The 24,433-nt window shown below is 44.2% G+C and carries 20 protein-coding genes; 15 read left to right on the top strand and 5 right to left on the bottom strand.

Annotated elements, in window-relative coordinates; genetic code table 11:
* Nucleotides 1-115 precede the first annotated feature (115 nt).
* From CKO50_RS19105 to CKO50_RS19090, 4 genes are all read left to right on the top strand, one after another.
* Nucleotides 116-1,528, top strand: a complete 1,413-nt coding sequence (locus tag CKO50_RS19105; RefSeq protein WP_095729442.1) for a sigma-54 dependent transcriptional regulator — start codon at nucleotides 116-118, stop codon at nucleotides 1,526-1,528.
* An 11-nt stretch (nucleotides 1,529-1,539) separates the two neighbouring features.
* Complete coding sequence (locus CKO50_RS19100) at nucleotides 1,540-2,865, top strand: PAS domain-containing sensor histidine kinase (protein WP_095729441.1); 1,326 nt, start codon at nucleotides 1,540-1,542, stop codon at nucleotides 2,863-2,865.
* A gap of 152 nt (nucleotides 2,866-3,017) precedes the next feature.
* Entirely contained in the window at nucleotides 3,018-3,794 is a 777-nt protein-coding gene (locus CKO50_RS19095; protein ID WP_095729440.1) for a LytTR family DNA-binding domain-containing protein, read from the top strand.
* 139 nt (nucleotides 3,795-3,933) lie between these two features.
* The gene (locus CKO50_RS19090) at nucleotides 3,934-5,901 is read left to right on the top strand and encodes a TonB-dependent siderophore receptor (protein ID WP_095729439.1); all 1,968 of its coding nucleotides are present in this window, start codon (nucleotides 3,934-3,936) and stop codon (nucleotides 5,899-5,901) included.
* A gap of 95 nt (nucleotides 5,902-5,996) precedes the next feature.
* On the opposite strand, the gene CKO50_RS19085 is transcribed toward CKO50_RS19090, so the two are convergent.
* Complete coding sequence (locus CKO50_RS19085) at nucleotides 5,997-7,199, bottom strand: acyltransferase (protein ID WP_095729438.1); 1,203 nt, start codon at nucleotides 7,197-7,199, stop codon at nucleotides 5,997-5,999.
* A gap of 168 nt (nucleotides 7,200-7,367) precedes the next feature.
* On the opposite strand from CKO50_RS19085, the gene CKO50_RS19080 reads away from it, so the two are divergent.
* From CKO50_RS19080 to CKO50_RS24895, 4 genes are all read left to right on the top strand, one after another.
* On the top strand, nucleotides 7,368-8,231 hold the full coding sequence (locus CKO50_RS19080; protein WP_095729437.1) for a LytTR family DNA-binding domain-containing protein: 864 nt from the start codon (nucleotides 7,368-7,370) through the stop codon (nucleotides 8,229-8,231).
* Between the two features lie 230 nt (nucleotides 8,232-8,461).
* Nucleotides 8,462-9,748, top strand: a complete 1,287-nt coding sequence (locus CKO50_RS19075; RefSeq protein WP_095729436.1) for a LysM peptidoglycan-binding domain-containing protein — start codon at nucleotides 8,462-8,464, stop codon at nucleotides 9,746-9,748.
* 23 nt (nucleotides 9,749-9,771) lie between these two features.
* The gene (locus CKO50_RS19070) at nucleotides 9,772-10,518 is read left to right on the top strand and encodes a hypothetical protein (RefSeq protein ID WP_095729435.1); all 747 of its coding nucleotides are present in this window, start codon (nucleotides 9,772-9,774) and stop codon (nucleotides 10,516-10,518) included.
* 11 nt (nucleotides 10,519-10,529) lie between these two features.
* Entirely contained in the window at nucleotides 10,530-10,703 is a 174-nt protein-coding gene (locus CKO50_RS24895) for a hypothetical protein (protein WP_255230481.1), read from the top strand.
* Between the two features lie 159 nt (nucleotides 10,704-10,862).
* Here the strand turns inward: CKO50_RS24895 and thpR are convergent, their stop codons facing one another.
* From thpR to CKO50_RS19050, 3 genes are all read right to left on the bottom strand, one after another.
* Nucleotides 10,863-11,381: an RNA 2',3'-cyclic phosphodiesterase gene (thpR, locus tag CKO50_RS19060; RefSeq protein ID WP_095729434.1), complete on the bottom strand. Its 519-nt coding sequence runs from the start codon at nucleotides 11,379-11,381 to the stop codon at nucleotides 10,863-10,865.
* Nucleotides 11,382-11,401: 20 nt separating this feature from the next.
* Nucleotides 11,402-12,124: a helix-turn-helix domain-containing protein gene (locus CKO50_RS19055; protein WP_095729433.1), complete on the bottom strand. Its 723-nt coding sequence runs from the start codon at nucleotides 12,122-12,124 to the stop codon at nucleotides 11,402-11,404.
* A gap of 171 nt (nucleotides 12,125-12,295) precedes the next feature.
* Entirely contained in the window at nucleotides 12,296-13,162 is an 867-nt protein-coding gene (locus CKO50_RS19050; protein WP_095729432.1) for an AraC family transcriptional regulator, read from the bottom strand.
* Between the two features lie 284 nt (nucleotides 13,163-13,446).
* Here CKO50_RS19050 and CKO50_RS19045 point away from each other — a divergent pair, with 284 nt between their 5' ends.
* From CKO50_RS19045 to CKO50_RS24105, 6 genes are all read left to right on the top strand, one after another.
* Nucleotides 13,447-16,101: a TonB-dependent receptor gene (locus CKO50_RS19045; protein ID WP_095729431.1), complete on the top strand. Its 2,655-nt coding sequence runs from the start codon at nucleotides 13,447-13,449 to the stop codon at nucleotides 16,099-16,101.
* Nucleotides 16,102-16,141: 40 nt separating this feature from the next.
* Entirely contained in the window at nucleotides 16,142-17,647 is a 1,506-nt protein-coding gene (locus CKO50_RS19040; protein WP_095729430.1) for a tryptophan halogenase family protein, read from the top strand.
* A 106-nt stretch (nucleotides 17,648-17,753) separates the two neighbouring features.
* The gene (locus tag CKO50_RS19035) at nucleotides 17,754-19,019 is read left to right on the top strand and encodes an MFS transporter (RefSeq protein WP_095729429.1); all 1,266 of its coding nucleotides are present in this window, start codon (nucleotides 17,754-17,756) and stop codon (nucleotides 19,017-19,019) included.
* A gap of 6 nt (nucleotides 19,020-19,025) precedes the next feature.
* Entirely contained in the window at nucleotides 19,026-19,901 is an 876-nt protein-coding gene (locus CKO50_RS19030; RefSeq protein WP_095729428.1) for an ROK family protein, read from the top strand.
* Nucleotides 19,891-22,440 (top strand): family 20 glycosylhydrolase, encoded by a 2,550-nt coding sequence (locus tag CKO50_RS19025; protein ID WP_095729427.1) that lies wholly within the window; start codon nucleotides 19,891-19,893, stop codon nucleotides 22,438-22,440. Before CKO50_RS19030 ends, CKO50_RS19025 begins: the two co-directional genes overlap by 11 nt.
* A gap of 429 nt (nucleotides 22,441-22,869) precedes the next feature.
* Nucleotides 22,870-23,043: a hypothetical protein gene (locus tag CKO50_RS24105; protein ID WP_017218574.1), complete on the top strand. Its 174-nt coding sequence runs from the start codon at nucleotides 22,870-22,872 to the stop codon at nucleotides 23,041-23,043.
* A gap of 49 nt (nucleotides 23,044-23,092) precedes the next feature.
* Here the strand turns inward: CKO50_RS24105 and CKO50_RS19020 are convergent, their stop codons facing one another.
* Nucleotides 23,093-23,611, bottom strand: a complete 519-nt coding sequence (locus tag CKO50_RS19020) for a hypothetical protein (protein ID WP_095729426.1) — start codon at nucleotides 23,609-23,611, stop codon at nucleotides 23,093-23,095.
* Nucleotides 23,612-24,164: 553 nt separating this feature from the next.
* On the opposite strand from CKO50_RS19020, the gene CKO50_RS24890 reads away from it, so the two are divergent.
* A complete protein-coding gene (locus tag CKO50_RS24890; protein ID WP_255230472.1) occupies nucleotides 24,165-24,350 on the top strand; it encodes a hypothetical protein in 186 nt (61 codons plus the stop codon).
* The last annotated feature ends 83 nt before the right edge of the window (nucleotides 24,351-24,433 follow it).

The following is a 24,433-nucleotide window of genomic DNA, read 5'->3' as shown; positions in this document are numbered from 1 at the left end:
AAGTGTCCGGAAATAGAACACATCAAAAATAACAAAGTGTCCATAAATGAACACTTTTCGTAGACGAGTTCTAAGCGATTGCGGTAGGCTAAAAGAAAAATAAAGCGATCAGGATATGAAGCAGGAAGGCACCATATTAATTGTCGACGACAACAGCGATATATTAATTGCAGCAAAGCTTTTGCTAAAAAAGCATTACCAAACCATCATCACCACAGATAACCCCTTTGATATAGAAGCGCAGATTGCTTCGCAGCAAATAGATGTGATCTTGCTCGACATGAACTTTAGCCAAGATGCCATCAGTGGCAAAGAGGGCTTTTATTGGTTAAAGAAAATTGTCGAGCAAGACCCAAGCATCGTGGTGTTGTTAATGACCGCCTATGGTGACATTCAACTTGCCGTCGATGCGATAAAAGCAGGCGCCGCCGATTTTATCGCTAAGCCTTGGCAAAACGACCAACTACTCGGTGCGGTTGCCGCCGCATTTGCGCATGCCAAAGACAAACAGCAGGTTGGTAAGCTCACTCGTCAGACGCAAGGGTTAAATCAGGCACTCAATCAATCCAGTGGTAGCCATCAATTTGCTTTTTTAGGTCAAAGCCCGGCCATGCAAAAGGTATTTAGTACCATAGAACGCGCGGCACTCACCGATGCCAACATTTTGATCACCGGCGAAAGTGGCACGGGCAAAGAGCTTGCCGCCCACGCCATTCATCAGGCGAGTATGCGTCGCGACAATACCTTTATCAGCCTAGACATGGGTGCTATCTCCGAAAGTTTGTTTGAAAGCGAATTGTTTGGTCATAAAAAAGGGGCGTTTACCGATGCGAAAAGCGATAAGGTCGGTCGCTTTGAACTCGCACACGAGGGGAGCTTGTTTTTGGACGAATTGGGCAACCTGCCAATGAGCCAACAAACAACGCTACTTGCAGCGCTACAAAATCGACAAGTCACTCCTATAGGGGGTAATAAGCCTATTTCAGTGGACATACGTCTTATCTGCGCCACCAACGACAATCTGAAACAAGCGGTTGATGAAGGTCGTTTTAGGCAAGATTTATTATATCGAATCAATACTATAGAGATCCGTCTGCCACCGCTTCGCGAGCGTGCCGTTGATATTCCACTGCTCGTAAACTACTACCTAGAACACTTTTGCCACAAGTATAAAAGGCAGCTTGAGGTAAATAGCAGCGACATGCAATGTCTACAAACCTACCCGTGGCCCGGTAATGTCAGGGAGCTCGCACATGCTATCGAACGTGCGGTGATCTTAAGCGAAAGCGAGTTTTTGGATATCAGTACCGTGATTGGCACTAACCCCACTGCTGCGCAAACCGGTAAGGAGGATACCTCGGACACCAATACACTCACTTTTGAAGGCACTTTCAACCTTGAAGAGATTGAACAACGTACGGTGCGTGCAGCGCTCAAGCATTATCAAGGCAATGTCTCAAACGCTGCAAAGGCACTCGGATTAACCCGAGGAGCAATGTATCGTCGCTTAGAAAAGTACGATTTGTAGGAAGTAAAGAAATGACCCGCCTCGCTCACCACCCCACCCTTGTTTTTTTCTTTACTATCATTGGTCTAGTCATTTCTAGTGGGCTCTCGTTATATTTGTATATACAAGGTGGATTTTCGGCAACTTGGCTGTTGATCACCCTTATTACCATCGCGTTTATTTCAACCTTGTACTTTCAATTTAACAAGCAAAACAAGCACATGGGCTTTGTACTTAAGTCTTTAGCCAATGGCGACAGCTCCTTGGGATTAAGCCAACATCACCCCATGCGGCAGCACTTAGAAGAGATCAAAACGCGGATCCAAAGCGCGCGGTTGAGCGCCGAGCAGCAGGCTCACTTTTTACAAACCTTGCTAGTGCATATCGACTTAGCGGTTTTGGTGTTCGACAGCGAGGGGAAGGTTATTGAATCAAACCCAGCGGTAACCCGGCTACTCGGTAAACCCATTAATCACAGTCAAGACTTAGACCATCTTGCGCCACTGGTTAATGAATGCGATAAGAGCTTGAAAACGATAGCAAATTGGCAATATGGCGAGCAACAAGATAACTTGTCTATACAAATAACCTCAGCGCAAATCCAAGGGCAAATTCGTAAAATTGTCACCTTACAATCCATTCGTGATGCTTTACAAAACAAAGAGCAGCAAGCCTATAAACGCCTCACCAAAGTGCTTACGCACGAGGTGGCTAACTCTATTACACCTCTGTCATCCATTGCACAAACCTGCGAGGGACTCTTGCCCGACACATTGAGTTTTGACGATGAAGAAGATAAACAAGACCTAGCCTTAGCGCTACAAACGCTGGCAAAACGCACTGAATATTTAAGCGCATTTATCGCCCGCTTTCGAAAAGTCAGCAACTTACCAAGCCCAGTGCTGCAACCTGCCCAACTTGCGCCGCTGGTAGAGGGCATTTATCAGTTACATCAACAAAGCTGTCATCAAGCGAACATAGACTTACAGCTTGATATTAGCCACTCTCAACTGGTGATGTTAGATACAGCTCAGATTGAGCAAGTGCTTATTAACTTAACCAAAAATGCCATTGAAGCGGTACAGCAGCGCAATGACGAAGACCTGCGAAACGCGCGTCAAGTGGTATTAAAGACCGGAGCAAATAACGCAGGTCAGCACTATATAGAAATAAGCGACAATGGGCCCGGCATCGCAGAACATGTCATTGATATGATTTTCGTGCCGTTTTTTACTACTAAACAACAAGGCTCGGGGATCGGTTTAAGCCTCTCGCGACAAATTATGATTAATCATGGCGGCGACTTAATTTACCTTCAGCGCGAGCAAGGTGCCTGCTTCAGATGTGTATTTGGTTAACTAACCTGAGCTTCGGTTAACTAGCTTGAGCTTTGCTTAAGAGCTTACCTTTGGTTCAAGGCAAATAATACGACAAGCCACATTGCTCCTTGAGGATTTGTGAACTTATAAAAAATCGGTAAACTAACCGTATCTAATTTAGGGAAAAGTTCGTGCTCACCGTATACAAACCTATTCTTACTATTACTGGAGTTGGCTGGACTGCCGTCATCATATTTTTAACCGCAATCGACTTACTGCACGATTGGGTTGAGATAGAAAGTGAGCGGCTGAATAACCCTATCTGGTGGGCTTTGCAGGAATGGGGGCTTTGGTATATTTACACACCAATACTCTTCTTGTGGTTAAATAAACTCGACCAACAGAATAAGGTATGTTGGCGCAACTACCTCGTTTGCTGCTCGGTTTTATTCGTGCTGAGCATGTCTATACAAGCCGGATTCGACTACTTCGTTTACTGCGATGACCTTCCCTATACCCTGTATTATTTTGCGCCATTACACCCGCTGGTGATCTACGTCTGCTTTATGGTTTGGCACAAGTTTATCCGTATTGAAAGCACTGAAGAAAACAATAGCACCGCGATAAATCAACGTTTGCTTGTGGATTTAGGCAGCGATAAGTCATTTGTACAGATCAAAGACATAGTGCATATAGTGGCTGCTAAAAACTATGTTGAAATTCACACCGAGTCGCACCAATACCTCAAGCGAGCAACCCTATCTCAGTTTGAAGCCATGCTGCCAACCGATATATTTGTGCGCACCCACCGCTCTTATTTGGTTAACTTGACCTATGTTGAACGTATCATCACCAAAGCATCTGGCAATGCCATCATCAAGTTATCAACGGGCGCGCAAATTAGCTTGAGTAAAGGTTACAAGAAAGCACTAAAGTCACGCTTCGATACACTTTCTCAGGCCGCATAACACCAGCGGGCAACGTGAACCCGCTTACGGTTTCCCGTCGATCCGTCCCATAGAACCACCTTACGTACCTAATAATTTGTTTTATATGCTTTTTTATTTTTAATAGCGCAATGGAGAGCTTTTTATTCAAAGAGGAACAATGACACGATTTCATCCCTCCACGGCGGTCTATTACGCTTTAATGAGCGTCATAAGTAGCGGCGTTTACGCCAATATGGATAACGCTAAACCGAGTGTTTATGCTGGAAGTTCACTGCAACAGTTTGCAGCACAAGATGCACTTGCAGCCATCGAGCGCTTACCGTCATTCACACTCATAGAACAAAGTGGTGAGCGCGGCCTCGGAGGCAGTTCTGCCAATATTTTATTAAATGGCATGGAGATCCGCGTAAAGTCTGGATCGGTCTCGGAGTATTTAAAACAACTTCCCGTTGACCAAATCGTTGCGCTAGAAGTGTACCTAAGTCACCACCCATTCCCTTCACTTAAGCAATATAATCAAGTTGTTAACATCATTCGTGATGAAAAAACCAATGCCTATAATTGGCAACTTGGTAGCACACTCAACGCCAGCTCCTCGACTGCCATCACGGCAATGGCGGGATTTGTATTACCTAAAGGGCAATGGACACACAGCGGTCATATTCAAGTTCAAGATGAGCCGTATAAAAGCACCAGCCAAGGTCAGCTGTTCGCGTCTAGTAATACTCTTGAAGAAAAGAGCGAAGAAACATTTAAAGAGCAAAATGAGCGAATAACGCTCTCACTTACCAGCCACAAAACCATACAGGATGGTGCCCTAACGCTCAATGTTCAGGCTGTAAAAGACAACTTGCAATCGCAATACGAATGGCTGTACCGCACACCAACTTCACCCAGCGATGTTGAATCTGCGTTTTCGCAAGAGCGCGATAAAACAAACACTAGCGAAATGTCTATCGATAGGCATTGGCAAGGTCAGCGCTGGAGCACACAACTTACAGGCTACTACTCAAAACAAAAGAATGAGTTGCACATGTTTGATGGTCTCTCTGCGCAACTTTCAACACCGAGCTTCACACAGTATAAGCGTACTGACGAGCGAGTAATTCGCCTGATGGTAAACGACGCTGTCTCGGAGTTCGGTCTTGAGGCCCGTATCAATCGCGTAAATGCCAACACACTATTGCCCGAGGAGCAGTTACACAGCAAGATAAAAGAGCTAAGTTTTGAGCCCTTTGCTGCTTTTACTTGGTCGCTTTCACCCAAATGGCGGTTATACAGCAAACTGGCAGCCGAGCAGGCAACACTTTCGACCAATAGTAGTGAGAGTGAAGATATTCAGCATCTCATCGCCAAGCCGTTGGTGCGATTAAATTATGACGCGACAAAAAGCACTCAGTTTACAACCACCTTAAAGCATGAAGTGGAACAGCTCGATTTTTCACTTTTTTTACCAGAGCTCAACGCAGGATTTGGCCGCTTACAGTTTGGCAACCTGGAAATAAAGCCAATGCAGTACACTGAACTTGCGCTGCAAATTGATATTGAAGAAGGTGAAAGATGGCGTTTTAACGTTAAACCTTTTTATCAGTGGCAAAAAGATGTGCATGAATATCAGCAAGATAATCGAGGTGAAAGCATAGTTGCAAATGCCGGGGATGCCGCGCTTTGGGGGCTAGATGGTGCAGTTAATCTAGACTTATCAAGCTGGATCAACAACAGTCAGCTCAATCTTGATTATAGTTATCGAGACGCATCATACCGTGACGCGCTCACAGGAAAACGTGCGATTAACGGGACTGTTCCACATAGGGCTAGCGTGCAATTTCGACAAAGCTTTAATCGCTTTTCTTGGAGCGCAGAGATTTCCAGCGGGGATAGTTATCGCGAATATTACCCCGATGAGCAGTTTATTGAATCAGGCTCATTGCAATTGACTTTGCAAGCGCAACTTCAAGTAAGCCAGCGAGTTAAGCTCAACCTAGAAGCTTCGCCACTAACGTCTAGATACGAATATCGACGCCTGTATTACAACGCCTCACGGGCGGGCAGCGTAAGCGCCGTGGAAACGATCCGTGAGCGTGTGCCATCTGAGTTTGCGTTCACGCTCAGTGGTAGTTGGTAGGCCGATACTAATCGCGCCTACCGACTTTCATTTATTCACCCAAAGCCACCGAACAAAGTGAAATAGTCTAAGCTATTTCATACCCATGCTTCAGATTAAATAATCCGTAAGATAAGTGGTAGCAATAGCAAACAGCCTAGTCCCCAAATAAATTTATTGCTTGTCAGCGCAGTAGTACGATACCCCATCACCACACCAAGGGAACCCAACTTTGGTACCAGCCAAAACAACAATCCAGAAAATAGCAGCGTTCCTATGATCACCAACAGGCTCTCAAGCACACCACCGAATTGATAGCGGCTCAGCCAGAGCGTCAAGGCAATAATCACGCTTTGATGCCAAAGATAAATGGGAAACACCGCTTTATTGAGCCCCGTAAGCAGGGGATGAGGACGGTTAAGATAACGCGCCGCTAATGCTAATATCAACAACACTGCACACACACGCTGTAACACCAACACAAAACTCCCAGCCCAAGTAATGAAGGTAGTGCGCGTGTCTTGCTGCAACCAGTAAAAATGATATAAAAGCAAAATAATCATGGCGTTGACTGCACAAACCCACAGCAGCACTTTACCTTGCCGAGCAAGCCAAGCCCAAAACTGATTATGCTTAGCAAGCAGATAACCTGCGAGCAGAAAAACAAACCCCTGAAACTCTCTTTTGCTATCACCGTCCAATGCTAACTGAGCCCAAAGTAAGCTTGCAAAAGCCAGCACGCTTAGTAGATAAGTTGACCAGCGCAAAATGATACAATACCGGAGCATCACTTGAAGCTTAGAATTAAAGACGATATGCAGTACAGCTAGGAGCAAAGTAAAACACCATAATTCTCGCAAATACCACAAGTGATTGACATCAACATGGGGCCAAATACCGCTTCGATACTGACTGAATAAAGGGCTGTTAAAATCAATAAACTGTTTGTAAAAATCAACATACCCAAGGGTTAATCCAGCATTTTGCCGCATTTCGGCATACAGTTGTACGGGCACAACAAGCCATATGCCAAATAACAATGGGAGTAATAGCAAAGGTGTACGAAAGAGCATGGCTGTGCATGCACCTTGTTTATCTAAAATATATCTAAGCGCAACTCCCGAGATAAACCAGATAAGCAACATGCGCCATGGTGAGATCAGTAACATCAGATATTCTAGCCAAACCGAAGTATAAGCACTTTTGTAGTGAAAACCCCAGTTAGGTACATATAACATGGCGGTGTGATAAAAAATGAGTATCGTAAATGCAATAACACGCAGCCAGTCTAGCTCTACTCGCCGATTTAAATGATCCATGTTGTTTTCTTTTTAAAAGTAAACTTCCCCCTACAGTGCGCCAATACAGCGTACAAACAAACGAAATTTGCTTAAATAACAATAGCTAGGGATAAGCCGTGGAATAGTGGGATAAAATAAGTGACCGCTTTACGTCCAGTTGCTAGAGTAAAAAGAAAAACTCAAACCATGATGTTTTCACGTACCTTTATTCAGCAATACCACCCTTTGATGGCAATGGCATTAGTCGCCCTCTTTCTGGGGACTAATAACACCTTAAATGCCATTACTCTGATCATGGATGCCAAACGAGATGCACTGCGCGATTTTGCGCTGTGGGAACCTTTCGTGTGGGAATATACCAGTGCAGCTGCCAGTCTAGCCTTAATTCCTGTCATATCTTGGTATTTAAACGCATTTCCTTGGCTGTGGCATAAACCTGTTAACGTCGCTTTTAGCTTTTTTATTGCCTCACTGTTATTTTGTTTTGGCCATGTTGGCATCATGGTGTTATTACGTGAAACGATTTATTTTAGTTTGCAACTAGATTACAACTTTCATCTTTCTTGGTTTGAACTTATCTATGAATATCAAAAAGATGCTTGGAGCTTGGTGTTCTTTATTGCACTCATAAAAGCTTATCAATTTAGTGTCTCCCATATGCTTGGTGAAGCATCTCCGATAAAACAACAAAGCGATGAAGATGAAACACTCCACAAACCTATTCATCATTTATTGGTACGTAAGCTTGGTAAAGAATTTATCGTTAGAGTTGAGGAGGTTGAGTGGTTACAGTCGTCTGGAAATTACGTCAATCTACACGTAAATGGCCGCATTTATCCGCTACGTTCAACGCTTGCTGCGCTATGCCAGCGCTTAGACCCCGTTGGCTTTGTGCGTATTCATCGCTCTTTTGCTATTAATGTGTCTAAAGTGGTGAGTATTACGCCGCTCGCCAGCGGTGACAGTGAAATCGCATTGCAAAGTGGGAAAGTATTAACACTCTCGCGAACCTATAAAACACAATTTAAGCACCAACTACGCCTTGAGTAAGTGAGCAATACGCGATTATCAAGTAACCGAGTGTTATTGCGTTAACTCCATTAATCAATGCTAAATGCTGTAACGCTAAAGTTCATTTTGTATCCATTTCATCGCTCTACACTACACAGCCGCAACAGGTAAGGTGCCTATTTTTGCATTTGCACCGAATTTATATACAATCTTATGCGGTTCAGATGCCTCATTGGACTGCATAATAAAAGGATAATAAAAAAGGCTCTATGAAAAACCTCATCACACCATTACTTGCAGCAATCCTGCTGCTAAATGGCTGTAGCCAAATACAGCAACCTCAACAGAACGAACCTACGCCAGATAACTCCGTGCAAACTGGTGTTAACAAGCCAAAAGACACGGTTAAAAACAAAGCTAAGACGGTGGTTAAAACGCCATACGACCCGCTCGCAACAGATGATTTATGGCTCCGTATTAAAGATCAGCTCAGCTTTGCCGATTCCGACGATAAGCGTGTGAAACAACGGATTGATTGGTACCTCAAGCATCCAAACTATATGGATACCATCAGTGAACGAGCGGCGCCGCTACTTTATTACTTAGTAGAAGAAGTCGAAAAGCGCGATATGCCAATAGAGCTTGCATTGATGCCGCTAATTGAAAGCGACTTTAATACCCAAGCCTACTCTCACAAACATGCTTCGGGTTTGTGGCAACTCACACCGCTGATTGCAAAACATTATGATGCCAAGATCAACGCTTGGTATGACGGCCGCCAAGATATCGTAGACTCGACCCGTGTCGCATTGGACTTTTTGCAATATCTCCACAAGCGTTTTGATGGTGATTGGTATCATGCCATTGCCGCCTATAACACAGGTGAAGGTAGAGTGCTTGCAGCCATTGAACGAAATAAAAAAGCAGGTAAACCAACTGACTTTTTCCATTTGAAGCTACCGCGCCAAACCAGTCACTACGTACCAAAGCTACTTGCGGCATCACAACTGCTAAAGCATGACTTAATGAAGTTTCCTAAGATCCCTAATCGTTCGTTAATCAGCGTTATTAAACTCGAACAACAAGCTATTTTATCTGATCTTAAAGGTTGGAAAGAAGTCGAGGTATTAAATCCAGGCTATGCACGTTTTCCTGCATTACTCGGCGGCCCTGAGCATATTGTCATCCCTACAGCGCGCGTGTCAGAGTGGCAAACCATGCTCACACACTTACCAAAAATGCCCGCGGATACATGGCAACATTATACTATCCGACGTGGTGACTCTCTTAGCACCATTGCAAAGCGCTACTCGCTAACCATCGCCGAATTAAAAGCCTTTAATCAATTAAAGAGTGACCGTATTCGTGCAGGAAAAAAGCTAATTTTGCCCATTTTAGCTGACAAACAACTGGACTATCAGGTCAAACACGGCGATAGTTTATGGCGCATTGCAAAACAATTTAATGTCAGTGTCGCTAAGCTAAAGCAATGGAATCAGCTTTCGACAGATAGGCTTAAAATTGGCGATACGTTACTCGTATTTCTGTCGCCCTAGGGCGTAATATCAGTTGGATAAATATGTCAGAACATAATAATAACTCACACTCTGAAGATTTGACCGAAGAGAGACGCAGGGAGCACTTAAACCCATCTCCACATAATTCCAGACAAGCGAGAGGCGTATTTAAACTCTCTCGCTCTAAAATGAACACCATTTTAGCCTTATGTGCGATGTTTATTTCCGCAGCGTCGTTTTACGCCACTTATCTGCAAGCAAAGGCTGCTCAGGAGCAAGTTTCCGCAGCCGAAAAGCAGCTAAAAACTGAAACTTGGCCATGGCTTCAATTTAGCTATAGCAACTTTGATTTAGACTCCACTCAAGCAACGATTAGAGTCGATATTCGCAATTCAGGGACCGGACCTGCCATAATTCACTATATTAAGTACGAGTTTGATGGCGAAAATTACTTTGATGTTACCGAACTGATGGACGCTTGTTGTAACCTTAACGCCTATCAAGCAGCGCTTAGTGATGCTCAAGACGCAGAATCAAATATCAATTATCTAAAAAAGTTTGGTTGGTATGTTTCCAGTGCACCACAGAAGATATTGCTGGCAGATGGCGACACCTTCAATATTTTCACCATGCCAAAAAGCAATTTTAATCGCGGGTTATGGGATAAAATCGATGCCCACAAATCAGTTTTTAAGGCAGAGGCCTGCTACTGTTCTATACTAAAACAGTGCTATACCACGAACGAAAAAGCAGTGATCACTGAGGTACCTCGTTGTTCAACGACGCAGACAAATTCTAGCAACGAGTAATACAGCATCTATTGCAATTTGAGGGCGAGGTACTGCATTTGTACCTAGATGTGAATGCCAATCCGACGATTGGTGTTGGTTTTCATATGCAAAGTGTTGAACAATTCTGCCAATTACCGATGCGAGATAGACGCTTCAAACGTTCTGCCGCCCTACAACAAAAGCGTCTAAAAAATGTCTTATAGAGCAAAGCAAATAATTTGAGCAGTTCTTCATTCAGTTTCTTGCCAAACAAGAAACTGGCCACCAAAAAGCCACTCCTCAAGTGCGATAAATACCAGCGTTATCAACTGACTTGGTTTGAAACTTTGGTTAAAAAACTAAAGCGTTGGCTGCCTTAAAGTTCAGCTCAGAAAAAAAGACTCGATAGGGTCGTAGATCAAGCCATGCTCATTGCGGTGAGAGTGATAGAGATGAAACTTCTTTACCGTGAGTGAGAAAGGCGTAATGGGCTTTGCAACGCTCGGCTCTGGCTTACAACTTCTAAATAGCGTGATGTGTGGTGAGAGCGGATGCGGATTGTGATAGAGGTCACATTTTTCTCCAAAAGCGCGCAATGGATGGGCTAAATCAAGCAAAGCTTGTGGTTTTTGTTCGGGCTTTAAGTAAAAAATGCCATTGTGCTGCCAGTAGCCATAGTCACCAAAGGTGAGTGTAAATTTAGGCACCGATAAACTACTAGCAAAATCACAAAGCTCGGCTACTTGTGATTCTTCCACCATAGCAAGGAATGCCAGTGTAAGATGCCAATTACTTGGTTGTGTATTGGCTTTACTCGCGCTCACACTATCCACCAGCCATTGGCCAATATGCGCTCGAGTGTCGTCATCCATGCCAATACCAAAAAATAATCGCTTTTGCATCTTACACCTATATTGATAATCTAAGGTTTAACTAACCGCTTGCCTACTAAAGTTAGCATAACCCCAGCAGAGAAGCATAATAAGCCAACAAATTGCAACCAGGCGTTTTCTACACGCTCACTAAATTTAGGGCCTTGAAAACGATAATGCCTTCTACCATCGGTTACCGATTCGGTATAAGCGCTCCCTTTATAGTCTGAGAAAAATACCGTTTTTTTGTCTAAACGTTTCGCCATGGCAAGCTTAACTTGCTCCACAAATTCAATATCGCTATTCTTACTATGAGGGACAAGAAGAAAGCGCCACTTTCTATATAGCTCGATGGGTTCACCAGCTTGCAATACACCCTGAGATTCATATTCAAACAATTTTTCACTAAAAAATATCTGTTTGTAGCCACTCCAAAATAACCCGACACCGAGAGACACTAGCAAAATAGCTAATATCGCAAGTTGCTTATATTGCTTTTGTTTTGATTGTTGATGTTGCTTATACCAATATTCAATATCTGGAATTTGGCTTAATTCTTCATGTTTCCCTTGTGTTGAAAGGGTTTGCATACACTCATCTAAGGATAAATTGAGCGCCGTTAGTAACTTTCTAAATACCTCGTTAGACGGCATGGATTTGTCGTTTTCTAGTTTAGATAAATAGCTTTGCTCAACACACATTTGCTCAGCTAGCTGGGGTTGACTTAAGCCTTTCTGTGTACGGATCTGTTTTATAAAGTGTCCTAGTGTCATCACGGTCATCCTCGTTTATTGTTGTTGCGACCCGGCACATTCTTGGCAATTCCTTGATAAATACCAAGTTGAATATTTAGGAATAAGCATGAATATCATAGCATTACGAAATATTCATGGTTTGAATTGAAGTTTTGATTAAAAAGCACAATGAACAGGCTCACGTCCAGATCAATACAATGCCTTTTGGTGCAGCCGTGCACGAAACTCACTGGGCGTACACGCCTTCAACGCTTGAAAACGACGATTAAAGTTAGAAATATTATTAAAACCACATTGATCCGATATCACACTAATGGGAGAAGCGGAGCTAATTAATAGTTTACAGGCCTTAGCAATACGCAGTTGATTGATAAATTCCGTCACAGTACGCTCCGTGCGCTTTTTAAAGAAACGGTGAAAGTGATTGGTACTCATGTGCACTTGCTGTGCAAGCTCATCGGCGCTTAATTTGTCGGTGTAATTATCATAAATATAGGTAATAACCCGGTCGAACTTGTCTTTCGCGGGGTCATGGCGGGCGTCAAAGCGAAAGCCGCTACTGGCTAAATATTGATAGTTCGATGTCGTCATCCGCGCTAACATCTCGAGCAAAAGCACAAAGCGCATTAACGGCTCAGCATCCGCAATTTGTTCAAACCACTTTTTCGCTTGCCTCGCGACTTCCACAGGAAATTTGACGCCACGGCGCGCTGCATTTAGCAATTCAGACAAGCCATGTAATTCAGGATGCTGAGCCACTAAAGACTCTAACCAGTGTGCGGGTATTTGTGCAACATGGACAACATGAACGGAGTGATCCGGATTCGGTTTTGACTGCCAAGTATGTGGTAAGTCAGGGCCCAGGATAACCAAATCTAAGTCTTCGTAAGGGGCGATATGATCACCCACGTGGCATACACCGACACTGTTAAGCGTCAAACAGATTTCATATTCCGGATGATAGTGCCAATTAAAAGGGATTTCGGGCAATTTATATAGGCAATAACGCCATGAACACCCAGGAGATGGTAGTACTTTCTCGTACATCGCTCGCATAGCAATTTCCTTTTACATTAATAAACTTATTTAAAATCGGCATGTTATAAATTTTAAAACAACTGCTCGTTACACCTAGTTTCATATCATGCAAATTCAATCACTAAACAATATTAATCTATCAAAATATAACGATTACCTAGAGTGCAGTGAAGTATTTTTGTCAAATTACTCTCATTTAAGCGTGAAAAGTATCATTAGTAGATAGAAATATACCGCTTAAAAAACACTCAAGGCGATACCCTAGCTTCTGCCAACAACAAATAGGAACAATGGGCAGAACAATGAAAACAACTAAGTTGAAGCAATTTAAATTGAATAAACTTGCCGCCATCGTGACAGCAAGTACCTTATCCCCCCTTTTACTCACCGCTGCACCATCAGCATTAGCCGAAGAACAAAGCGCAAAAGAAAATGTCGAAGTAATTGAAGTAAGAGGCATTCGCCGCTCGCTTGAAGCTTCAATGAACACCAAGCGCTTTGCAGATGGCATTGTTGATGCTATCACCTCGGAAGATATTGGTAAGTTTCCCGACAAAAACATTGGTGATGCGCTACAGCGTATTTCTGGGGTCACGGTCGACCGCCAATATGGTGAAGTAAGTGGTGTTACTATCCGTGGTACCGCGCCCGAGCAATCGCGCATTTTATTAAATGGCCAATCGGTCGCCAGTACCGATTGGTATGATTTGGGTCCATCGACACGTACTTTTAACATGGAGCTGTTATCAGCAGAGCAAGTTTCGGCAGTTAACGTCTACAAAACGCCTGAAGCAAACCTTGAAGAAGGTGCGCTGGGTGGTACAGTGAATCTTGTCACGCGTAAACCACTGGACTTAGATGCACACACTTACATGGTGTCAGCAGAAATGGGCCGCTCTACCTTGTATGATGAAAATGATATAAGTGGCTCATTTTTAGGTAGCTGGAAAAGTGACGATGAAAAATTTGGTGTGCTCGCAGCATACTCGGTTGAGAACCTGACTTCAGGCCGTCACGTTATTGAGTCCATTGGTGGCTACTATGAATATTTTGCGGCGGATCAAGATACGGGACAAGCATCTACAGTGGGCGCTTGGGCAATCGGCTCACAAGCATTTAGAGCTGAGCGCGAGCGCACCAGCGCGCAACTTACCGCGCAATTTGCACCAAGCGATAACACCGAATTTGCGGTAGACTACTTTCGCTTTGAGTTTGACAATCCACATGTAAACCATAACTTCCTTACCGTAAGTGCCCGTGGTGCAGGTGCTGTTGATGTACAAAACAACGCTGCAGGCGGTACACAACGTGCACGTATTTTGCCAGCTTACGCGAACATTATATACAACCCTACTGTTCGTAACGCCGTAAACATGGAAGTCGATGCCTTAAACTTCAGTGGTAAATACGTCGGTGAAACTTTCGAGATTAGCGGTGTTATTGGTCGCTCAACATCTGATGGTGGTACACAGTTTGGTTCCTCAAGTTGGTGGATCCCGGCAACAGATGAGGGTGGAAAAATTGGCGATCCAGCCTTCCCTAACGGTCAAAATAGTACTGATGGCGGCTTTACTTACGATGCATCCGGCCCTTATCAAATTTGGTTTGATTCGCTAGACCCAACCGATGCCTCACAGCTCAAATTTGCTCAGGAATCAAACTTCCAAACTACGGTTCAAGAGCATGAGGTGAGTTATGCACAAGCCGATATCAAGTGGATGCTAGAGCATGATTACTTCAAGAACATCAAAGCGGGTGTGAAGGTTAATAAAAACGAATTTGCACGTATCGCAATACAAAGAAATCCAGCGGATGTTGTTGGTTTTGTCCCTGATGGTAATAGCTTAGCTAACTGGAGTGATGGTATTTTTACCAATCTTCATTCGCAAACGGGCGGACATATTCTTAATTCATACGCCAAGCTCGATGAAGATAAGTGGTGGGATTTTATCACTGGCAAGTATGAGGCGGGTGAATTAATCGAGCAGCAAGATTTTGGTAAAACCTACAAAGTCGAAGAAGATATGCTCGCTATCTATGTGCAAAGTGAATTCAGCGGTGAAAACTTCCGCGGTAATATCGGCTTACGTTATGTGGATACAGAACAACAGTCCAGCGGTTATGTTGATAACACGGTCTTCGATGAAACGGTTGACTACGATAACTGGCTACCGAGCATCAACTTCGCTTATGACTACAGCGACGATATTATCATCCGTGCGGCCGCCTCCAGCGTTATGTCTCGAGTTAATTATAACGACTTAAAACCAGGTCTAGCGATTGACGCCAACTTTGGTTCTGCCACCGGTGGTAACCCGAACCTTAAACCATACGAAGCAGATCAAGCAGATATTGGCGTCGAATATTACTTTACCGAAGCTTCCTTGCTCTCAGCAGCCGTTTTTGTGAAGAAAATTGACAACGTTGTCTTTTCTACTGAAGCGATTGAATATGTAGATGGATGCGGTACCGATCCTTCTAAGTATGATCAATGCCGAGTCACACGCCCACGTAGTAACGGAGACGGTGATGTAACAGGGTTAGAACTGCAGCTTCAACATAGCTTTGATAATGGCTTTGGCTTTATTACTAACTACACCTACGTGGATAGTGAAACCACCACACCGGATAATGCAAAAGAAATGGTGCCTGGTGTCTCTGAAAACTCATTCAATGGCTCGCTATTTTTCGAAAACGAGCAATTTAGTGCACGTATCGCTTATAACTGGCGTAGTGAATGGATTGGCGTCGGTGCAGCGCAAGCCGTCCGCAACGATAGCTACCAACAATGGGATGCATCTTTGGTGTGGCATGCGATGGAAAATCTGGATGTCAGCTTAGAGGGTGTAAACCTGACCAACGAGGTAATTCAATCTTACGACACCAACTACAACTTAACGCAGAATACCATTGAATTTGGTACGCGTTATTACCTTGGCGTCAGCTATAAGTTCTAACCTCGGAGCCCCAGTCGTTTGCGGCTGGGGTCGTTTGCCTATGAAAACTCATTTGCCTACAAAAACAATACATTCACTCACCATCCTTGGCGGCGGTACCGCAGGCTGGATGTGCGCAGCTTATCTTGCCAAGCATCAACCTAATTTATCAATTACCGTAATTGAGTCATCGAGTATTGGCAGAATTGGCGTTGGTGAAGGCTCAACGCCGCATTTGCAGCTTTTTATGCAAAGCCTTGGTGTGAAAGAACGCGATTGGATGCCCGCATGCCAAGCAAGCTATAAAACTGGGATCTACTTTGATAACTGGAATGGCGACAATGGCAGCTACTTCCACCCCTTCTTCTCTGAAATGGATGCAAAAACGGCGGAAGTCTACTTTGTCAACGCCAATGCCAGACGTCGTGGTAGTGAATATATAGATAAGCCAGAACATTACTTTTTAGCGGCTGTACTTGCCGACAAGCAACAAGCACCACTGCCACAGCGTCCATTACCAAAGGCGCTTGAGTACGGCTATCACTTTGATGCGCAAAAACTTGCGGATTGGCTAAGGGCATTTAGCCTAGCGCGAGGCGTAAAACATATTCACAGTACGGTGAGTAGCGTACAGCATCACGCCCAAGAAATTATTGCACTAACACTTGAGTCGGGTGCACAGGTGAAAAGCGATTTTTACGTCGATGCCTCGGGGTTTAACGCCTTGCTGATAGAGAAAACGCTCAAAGTGCCCTTTATTTCGTTTGCAGATCAGTTACTCAATGATTCAGCTGTCGCGATTGCCAGCGATAAAATAAACCCGCTACCTTCAAGCACTTCTGCTATCGCGATGCCATGCGGCTGGCGCTGGCAGATCCCGCTACAAGGTAGAACCGGACATGGTTACGTATACAGCAGCGCACATACCTCCCCCGACAAAGCAGAGGCTCAACTGCGTCAAGCCGCGCAACTTGATAAAGGACAAGCCAAACATCTCACCATGAAAGTGGGCATGATGGCACGCAGTGTTGAAGGCAATGTGTTTGCTATTGGCCTCGCGCAGAGCTTTATTGAACCACTCGAAGCCACCGCGCTGATGGTCACAGGTTATAGCATTGAATTATTGAATAGACTGCTTTCGCAACAACTTGAGGCACAAGCCATCAATCAGCAACTGTCAGATCTAGTGCTCGGTATTAAAGAGTATGTACTGGCACATTACGCCACCAGCAAACGCGCAGATTCACAGTATTGGCAAGATGCGAAAATCGCAGCACTGAGCTTAAACGAGCTCGATGAGCTGCTCACACACTGGCGTAGCGGTGGTGATTTTGATGCTTGGCTCAACCAACACAGGATGCACTCTCCCTATATTCGTCCCAGTTGGTATTGCTTACTTGGCGGCATGGATCATCGCGATAGCACCTGCCAAATGCCCTTTGATCAAGCACCACAGCATATTGAACAGGCGGCCAAGGCCTATCTTACGAAACTTAGTGATGAGCATTTTACTGCCCATACAACTGCACTGGAACAATTACAGCGAGCACAAGCGTTCCGTGCATAACCCAATTGCGGGTGATGGTGAGATTCCCCTTGATCTTTTTGTTTGTCTGCCCACAAGCGAGATCGCCACGCCATCACCCGCTCCCTAATGAAGGTGGAAATACAACATGAAAAAAAGCTACCTAGTGATTGCCTTAGTATTGGCAACCTTTTTTACGGTGTCCTTTATCACCAATATTTTAGGCGCGATTTTTCCAGCATTAATAGAAAGTTACAGCATAGGTCTAACGCTTGCGGGGTTTTTCCCGTTCGCCTTTTTTATCGCTTATGGTGTGATGTCTATTCCAGCGGGGCTGCTAGTTCAGCGTTTTGGAGAAAAAGCCGTTATGCAGCTCGCATTTACCCTTGCTGCAATTGGCGCAACGACCTTTGTGCTAATGCCAACGTTTGCCATTGCCATGGTTGCGTTGTTTATGCTCGGCTGTGCCATGGCACTACTGCAAGTGGCTATCAATCCCCTATTACGGGCTAGCGGTGGTTCAGAACACTTTGCCGTGCTTTCGGTGTTTGCGCAGTTGATGTTTGGTGCTGCCGCAACACTCGCGCCTCTGGTGTATAGTAAACTACAGTCCCAAGTCACCACCGCAGAGGGGTTTGGCGGGGCGCTGTCTGGTGTTATCCCAGCAGATAAAACCTGGCTAAGTATCTATGCGGTATTCGCTATCCTAAGCGTCGTGATGCTATTACTCTCGCAATTTACGCCATTTAGCTCGGTACCTGAGCAGAAAAAGCAGCAGTTGAGCTGGTCACAAAGTATCGGTTTTTTTAAAGATAAAACCGTATTGAAATTTTTTGCCGCCATCGCCGCTTATGTTGCACTAGAACAAGGTGTCGCGAACCTTATTTCCGTGTTTTTGCAGCAATATCATGGCCTAGACCCAGCCACCGAAGGCGCAAAAGTAGTGAGTGAATTCTGGTTATACTTAACCTTGGGATGTTTACTTGGACTGGCACTACTTAAACTCATTGATGCACAAAAGCTTTTGATTTTATTCAGCTTTGGGGCTGCTATCGCGCTCCTAAGTGCGTTATTTGGTAGCACTACCGTGGCGCTTATTGCTTTTCCAATGGTGGGATTCTTCCTCTCCATTATGTGGTCGGTCATCTTTGCTCTGGCATTAAATTCATTCAAAACCGGCCATGGCGCAATCACAGGGATTTTATGTACCGGGATCATTGGCGGTGCTTTTATGTCTCCCATCATAGGTTTTGCGGCAGAATTGAGTAATAACTTACAACTTGCTGCCCTGCTGTTACTACTGCCACTTAGCTATATTCTGAGTGTTGGTGTATGGGCTAACCCTTTGATTAAAAATAAAACTTTTGGCAATAGTCAAAAGACGCTGTCTCAACCTCTAAATGAAAATAGTTAAATTACGATGAATCACTCTTTGTTATGTATTGACTTGGGAGGCACCAAAGCGCTTGTGGCTTCGGTTGCCCACACTCAGGTCGAGCAGGTACGCCAATATGCGGTGCCTAGTCAGGCTAACTTGGACCAAGTTAATGCCTTTGTTATCCGTTTAATCGAAGAAAACCTAACAGCCGAAACAACCGGTATTGCGATTGGCGTACCAAGCACACTGGATGTGTGCAGCGGCACCGTGCTGACAACACAAAATATTCCTCATTGGCAAAATGTGCCTCTGAAGCAATTGTTAGAACAGCACTTTTCTTTGCCCGTTGTTGTCCATAATGACGCAAACTGCTTTGCATTTGGTGAATACTTATATGGTGGCTACCATGCCAACAACCTCATTGGCGTATGCCTCGGCACAGGCATTGGTGCCGGTTTTGTATTTAACGGTAATTTATATACGGGTAACCATAGTGCTGCAGGAGAGCTAGGCAACTTAAGCTATCTTGATGGAATTATTGAAGATTATGCGTCAGGACAGTTCTTTGGGCGACAAGGAATTGAAGGGAGGTGGTTGGCCGAACAAGCACGCAGTGGCGACCCATTTGCACTACAACAATTTGAGACTTTTGGCAGTCACGTTGGTCATGCACTCGCGCAAGTAGTCATGGTGCTGAATCCAGATGTCATTGTACTTGGCGGCTCCGTGACGCATTCATATGACTATTTTCACGCTGCACTTGAAGCCAAGATGCAGCAGCTGCTTGGCAATGCTTTATATCAATCCGTTCGTGTCATTCCAAGCACCTTAAATCACGCGCCACTTTTAGGGGCATACGGATTGTTTCAACACAATAAAATTAACCATGATAACAAGGAACTAGCCAATGAAGTTTAATCGGCTTATGGCCCTACTTTTTGGGATGTCGTCACCCCTTTATGCGCTCGACCAAACAACAGTAAACTGGTTAAGCCAAAATCTTGATGTGAAGTACACCTTGCTTGATAGCAAGCCAAGCACCTGCCCCAAAGCACAACAAAAGTGTTATTACTCAGAGCTGAGCTTTAGCGTAACCACTGAAAATACTAAGGCAAATAGTGACTTTGCTATCTTTTTTAGCCAGCTAATGCCGATTTTCCATGTTGAGGGCGATAACTTTGCCATCACCCATATCAATGGTGATATTCACAAAATCACGCCAGCAGCAGGGTTTAGTGGGTTTTCAAGTACCCCCACTACAGTGCGCTTTTATACCAAGGATTCTCAGGTTACGCGCTCGGAGTTTATGCCAAATTATGTTGTAACGGACGCGCAGCTTAAGCTCACCCCACAAGTGATCAAAAGCACGCAAACTCAGCGCGATAAAGACACAGGACTTGAGCTACAACCTTATTTGACGCCATTTGATACGCTCAACCAGCTGCAAACCAGCAGTAAAGATGACACGCCATGGATGGGCAGCGAATACTTATATCAACATCAAGTGAAGCCTACGCTTGATGCTGCAACTGGGCTGATACCAAAACCTAAACAACTGACTGTGCTGTCCGATAAACGACTCAATCTAGCAGCTGGAATTAATCTGCAACTTTCGGGCGTTTCAGCTGATGCTATCGCCATGGCACAACAGCGACTCAATACCCTTGGGGTAAAAAACACCAAGGACGGACTTGTAGTTAATGTCGCTGTAAAGTCAAATAAGCAATCAAGTCCACATTATCAACTGACGGTCGCCGAAAATAATATCTCAATCCAAGCCAATAACAGCGCCGCTGCATTTTATGCGCTACAAAGCCTTGCAGGACTGTTGGATATTAATGATTTGAGTATTCCCATGGTGGATATTATTGATACACCAAGGTACGACTTTCGTGGTTTACACGTCGATGTTGCCCGCAACTTCCGCTCCAAAGCCTTTATTTTGCAAACCATTGAACAGATGGCGGCGTATAAGCTAAATAAACTGCACCTTCATTTAGCGGATGATGAAGGCTGGCGCTTAGCCATCGACGGTCTTGATGAACTCACGTCTGTCGGCGCTTATCGCTGTTTTGATTTGACCGAAACTCGCTGCCTATTGCCGCAATTAGGCGCTGGGAATAATAAAAACGCGCAAGTGAATGGCTTTTACTCTGCAGAGGATTATATTGAGATCCTGCGCTATGCCAAGGCGCATCATATCGAGGTGTTACCCTCATTAGATATGCCTGGTCACTCACGCGCTGCTATCATCGCTATGGAGGCGCGATATAAAAAGCTGATGGCACAAGGCAAATCAGAGGATGCGCAGCAATATCGATTAGTAGAAGCTGCTGACAAGACGCGTTACAGCTCCATTCAACATTACAACGACAACACGCTAAATGTCTGTATTGCAAACACTTACACCTTTATCGACAAAGTATTAAGCGAAGTAAAAGTGCTGCATGACCGTGCAGATGTACCACTCAACACTTACCATATAGGTGCAGATGAAACCGCAGGTGCTTGGCTAGAGTCGCCGGCTTGTAAAAAATTGCAGGCAAGCGTGAAAGATTTTACCAACTTTAACGGTTACTTCATTGAACGGATCGCAAAGTTACTAGATAAAAAAGGAATACAGGTTGCAGGGTGGAGCGACGGTTTAGGTGATGTACGTGCTGCGAATATGCCAGCAAACGTACAGAGCAATGCTTGGGCGACATTAAGCGAAAACGGGCACGCGGTCGCGCATCGCTTCGCCAATCAGGGCTGGCAGGTTGTCTTGTCTAGCCCTGATGTGACCTACTTTGACTTTCCATATCAATCTCACCCAGAAGAGCGTGGTAATCACTGGGCAAGTCGTGCTATCGAAAGCAAAAAGATGTTTGAGTTTATGCCAGACAACCTTCCTGCGCACGCAGAGATCTGGAAAAATACCAATAACCACGCCTACGTAGCCAACGACAGCGACTCATCACTAAACAAAGGGGTTAAGTTTGCTGGGCTCCAAGGGCACTTATGGAGTGAAATGCTGCGCAGTGATGCACAAGCCGAATATATGCTTTATCCACGATTATTGGCCCTTGCAGAGCGTGCATGGCACCATGCAGAGTGGGAATTACCGTACCAAGCCGGGCGTATATACAGCCAATCTAGTGGATATTTTACTGCAAAGTTACAAACGCAGCGGGAAGCTGATTGGCAACGATTCGTGGCTATTTTGGGCTACCAAGAACTACCTAAATTAGCACAAGCCGGAATTGAATTTCGCATTCCCGTCGTCGCCGCAAAACAGCTATCTGGAGCAAAGCTCGACGCTTTTACCGCCATTCCGGGTTTTGTTATCGAAGCACAGCTTGAAAACGGCAACTGGGTGCCCTTCAATGCCTCACTTAATCAAGTACAGGCGCTTAGAGCGGTGCACCCAAGCTCCGGTCGCAAAGGACGAGCTTTGAGTGTAGAAAATAACGAATAAGATCGACATGTCATGCTAAGCCCTACTTAACCTGAGGTTGGATAAGGAATTAGCTAACTCATTGTTTTTAATACTACATTAAATTATACCCTTATCTAGCCAGACAGTTTTAGGGATAACAAGGCGAATTTACGCACCAATAGCTGGCTATTGGAAGTGAATTCAACGCAGTTAGCACTAAAACTGGCTGCTAGAAAGGCATTAATTATTCGAAGCTCAGGTTACTTAGTGCTTAGCATCTCTATCACCATAATCAGGCGCAAAATAAACATTGAGAAAATGTAATTAATAGCAAAATGTTGAAAAAGTAATAAATATGTTTTAGCTTGGTTGATGTGTTACTTTTTTGTTCATTAAAGAATAAATCAGATGACATAACTACAATATAATGAGCTCAATCAGAGCCTATAATTTAGAAGGAATACTGAAATGAAATTATCGTTAAACAAGAAGAAAATCAAAGCTCTATCAGCTGATAAGCAAACTGTTCCAGCAGTAATGACTCCACAAGTTGCAGGCGGCGCGCTTCGTTTCAGCCAAGACAGGCTAACGCATTGTGTCGCCAATACATGCGGTCGCCATACTTGCCCTGATATTTACTAATCAAGAGTAAATAATACTGTTCAGTGCCTCCTTGGAGGCACTTTAAGGTTTACTTAAATTTAACTTGTTTGTCGCTTTTCGTATAAATGCGCGACTCAGGTTCAGTCCACTCGCCATTTTTCAAGTATTGCGTCGACACCGTAAATTGACCACTCTCAAACTTACTGGTTGACTTCACCTTTGTAATACCATCTTTGTTATTAATAACCTCTTCGTATGCCACAAACTCAGTCTGGCTCAGGACTTCCATCGTTCCTTGGGTATAAAATCCAGCAGTCGTAAAATAGTAAAACACTAGGCTGTTTTTACTTTTATCCCAGAAAATTAATGACTCTCCACCGTAAACGCCATCGTTGATTGAATGTAAGGTACGAATGGCCGTGCCATTTAAAGCCCGTTCCCAGCGACTTACATCCTGCATCTTTGGCTTACCTGAAGGCACATCAAAGTCCGACTGCCAAGTACCTAGATAGGGTGTAAACACCGAAAGTTCTTCATTTAATTTTTCATTAGCCCAAGATAGCGTACTGAATACCACCAATATAGCGAGCCCGAATTTTTTCATCATTTTTATTTCCGTTGGTTGTGTCTCACTCAGTATAAATCTTCATGCGTAGGTTGCGTACTTAAGGTGAACCAGCCGTTCCCTCATTGGTAAAAAAACATTGCAAACACACACTTTAAAACAATAATCATACAATAAATTAGCACCATAACTGCAATAAGGAAAATGGGGAACGTTACCCTGTCTAGAGTAGTTGTTGCAGCACCAACAGAACATGCTTGATTATCTTATTATTGGCGCAGGCCCAGCAGGGGTCAAAGCCGCTTACTAACTAGAACAAAGTGACTTACCCTACCTCATGTTGGAGTCTGGTCAACACGCAGGGTGTTTTTTGAAATATTCCCAATTCACTGGAAACTAATTTCAATTAATAAAGTATTTATCGGTTCGACAAACCCTAAGTTCAACTTACGACACCACTGGAACTCCATTTTAACTGATGGTTACTGGCCTAACTTTTCCAGTTTTAACCAGTATTTTTCCCCAAGTACTGATAACTTAGTCAAATATCTCAACTATTATATTGACCAAAATCAGCTAAATATCGTCAGTCGAGATGCTAAAACAAAAGCATCATGATACTGCGCTAGCATCCGACCGACACTTAGGTACGCCAGAAGCAATTGGCAGCGCTATCCTGAACCGTATCAACGAGACAAGAGCGGTATGGCACAGTATTACAAGCACTGCCGAGTACCTCCCTATCATTGCAGATAACATTAGACTTTGGTACGCCAATTAAAGGCGACCCATTCAGTCAGGTTCGAGTGCATAAAGACAACGTGACCGACGCTAAACTAAGTAAATTCTTACACCACATCATTG

It is taken from the genome of Pseudoalteromonas sp. HM-SA03 (genome assembly GCF_002289345.1).
Classification (GTDB): Bacteria; Pseudomonadota; Gammaproteobacteria; order Enterobacterales; family Alteromonadaceae; genus Pseudoalteromonas.
The sequence above is the reverse complement of the archived record's forward strand: the minus strand, read 5'-3'. Positions and strand labels throughout refer to the sequence as shown.

Bases quoted from the DNA above. Each gene is read 5' to 3' on its own strand.
- thpR (WP_095729434.1), bottom strand. From the start codon at position 11,381: ATGCAAAAGCGATTATTTTTTGGTATTGGCATGGATGACGACACTCGA.
- CKO50_RS19025 (WP_095729427.1), top strand. From the start codon at position 19,891: ATGAAGTTTAATCGGCTTATGGCCCTACTTTTTGGGATGTCGTCACCC.
- CKO50_RS19030 (WP_095729428.1), top strand. From the start codon at position 19,026: ATGAATCACTCTTTGTTATGTATTGACTTGGGAGGCACCAAAGCGCTT.
- CKO50_RS19100 (WP_095729441.1), top strand. From the start codon at position 1,540: ATGACCCGCCTCGCTCACCACCCCACCCTTGTTTTTTTCTTTACTATC.
- CKO50_RS19075 (WP_095729436.1), top strand. From the start codon at position 8,462: ATGAAAAACCTCATCACACCATTACTTGCAGCAATCCTGCTGCTAAAT.
- CKO50_RS24105 (WP_017218574.1), top strand. From the start codon at position 22,870: ATGAAATTATCGTTAAACAAGAAGAAAATCAAAGCTCTATCAGCTGAT.
- CKO50_RS19035 (WP_095729429.1), top strand. From the start codon at position 17,754: ATGAAAAAAAGCTACCTAGTGATTGCCTTAGTATTGGCAACCTTTTTT.
- CKO50_RS19055 (WP_095729433.1), bottom strand. From the start codon at position 12,124: ATGACACTAGGACACTTTATAAAACAGATCCGTACACAGAAAGGCTTA.
- CKO50_RS19080 (WP_095729437.1), top strand. From the start codon at position 7,368: ATGATGTTTTCACGTACCTTTATTCAGCAATACCACCCTTTGATGGCA.
- CKO50_RS19070 (WP_095729435.1), top strand. From the start codon at position 9,772: ATGTCAGAACATAATAATAACTCACACTCTGAAGATTTGACCGAAGAG.
- CKO50_RS19045 (WP_095729431.1), top strand. From the start codon at position 13,447: ATGAAAACAACTAAGTTGAAGCAATTTAAATTGAATAAACTTGCCGCC.
- CKO50_RS19050 (WP_095729432.1), bottom strand. From the start codon at position 13,162: ATGCGAGCGATGTACGAGAAAGTACTACCATCTCCTGGGTGTTCATGG.
- CKO50_RS19040 (WP_095729430.1), top strand. From the start codon at position 16,142: ATGAAAACTCATTTGCCTACAAAAACAATACATTCACTCACCATCCTT.
- CKO50_RS19085 (WP_095729438.1), bottom strand. From the start codon at position 7,199: ATGGATCATTTAAATCGGCGAGTAGAGCTAGACTGGCTGCGTGTTATT.
- CKO50_RS24890 (WP_255230472.1), top strand. From the start codon at position 24,165: ATGCTAAAACAAAAGCATCATGATACTGCGCTAGCATCCGACCGACAC.
- CKO50_RS19090 (WP_095729439.1), top strand. From the start codon at position 3,934: ATGACACGATTTCATCCCTCCACGGCGGTCTATTACGCTTTAATGAGC.
- CKO50_RS19020 (WP_095729426.1), bottom strand. From the start codon at position 23,611: ATGATGAAAAAATTCGGGCTCGCTATATTGGTGGTATTCAGTACGCTA.
- CKO50_RS19105 (WP_095729442.1), top strand. From the start codon at position 116: ATGAAGCAGGAAGGCACCATATTAATTGTCGACGACAACAGCGATATA.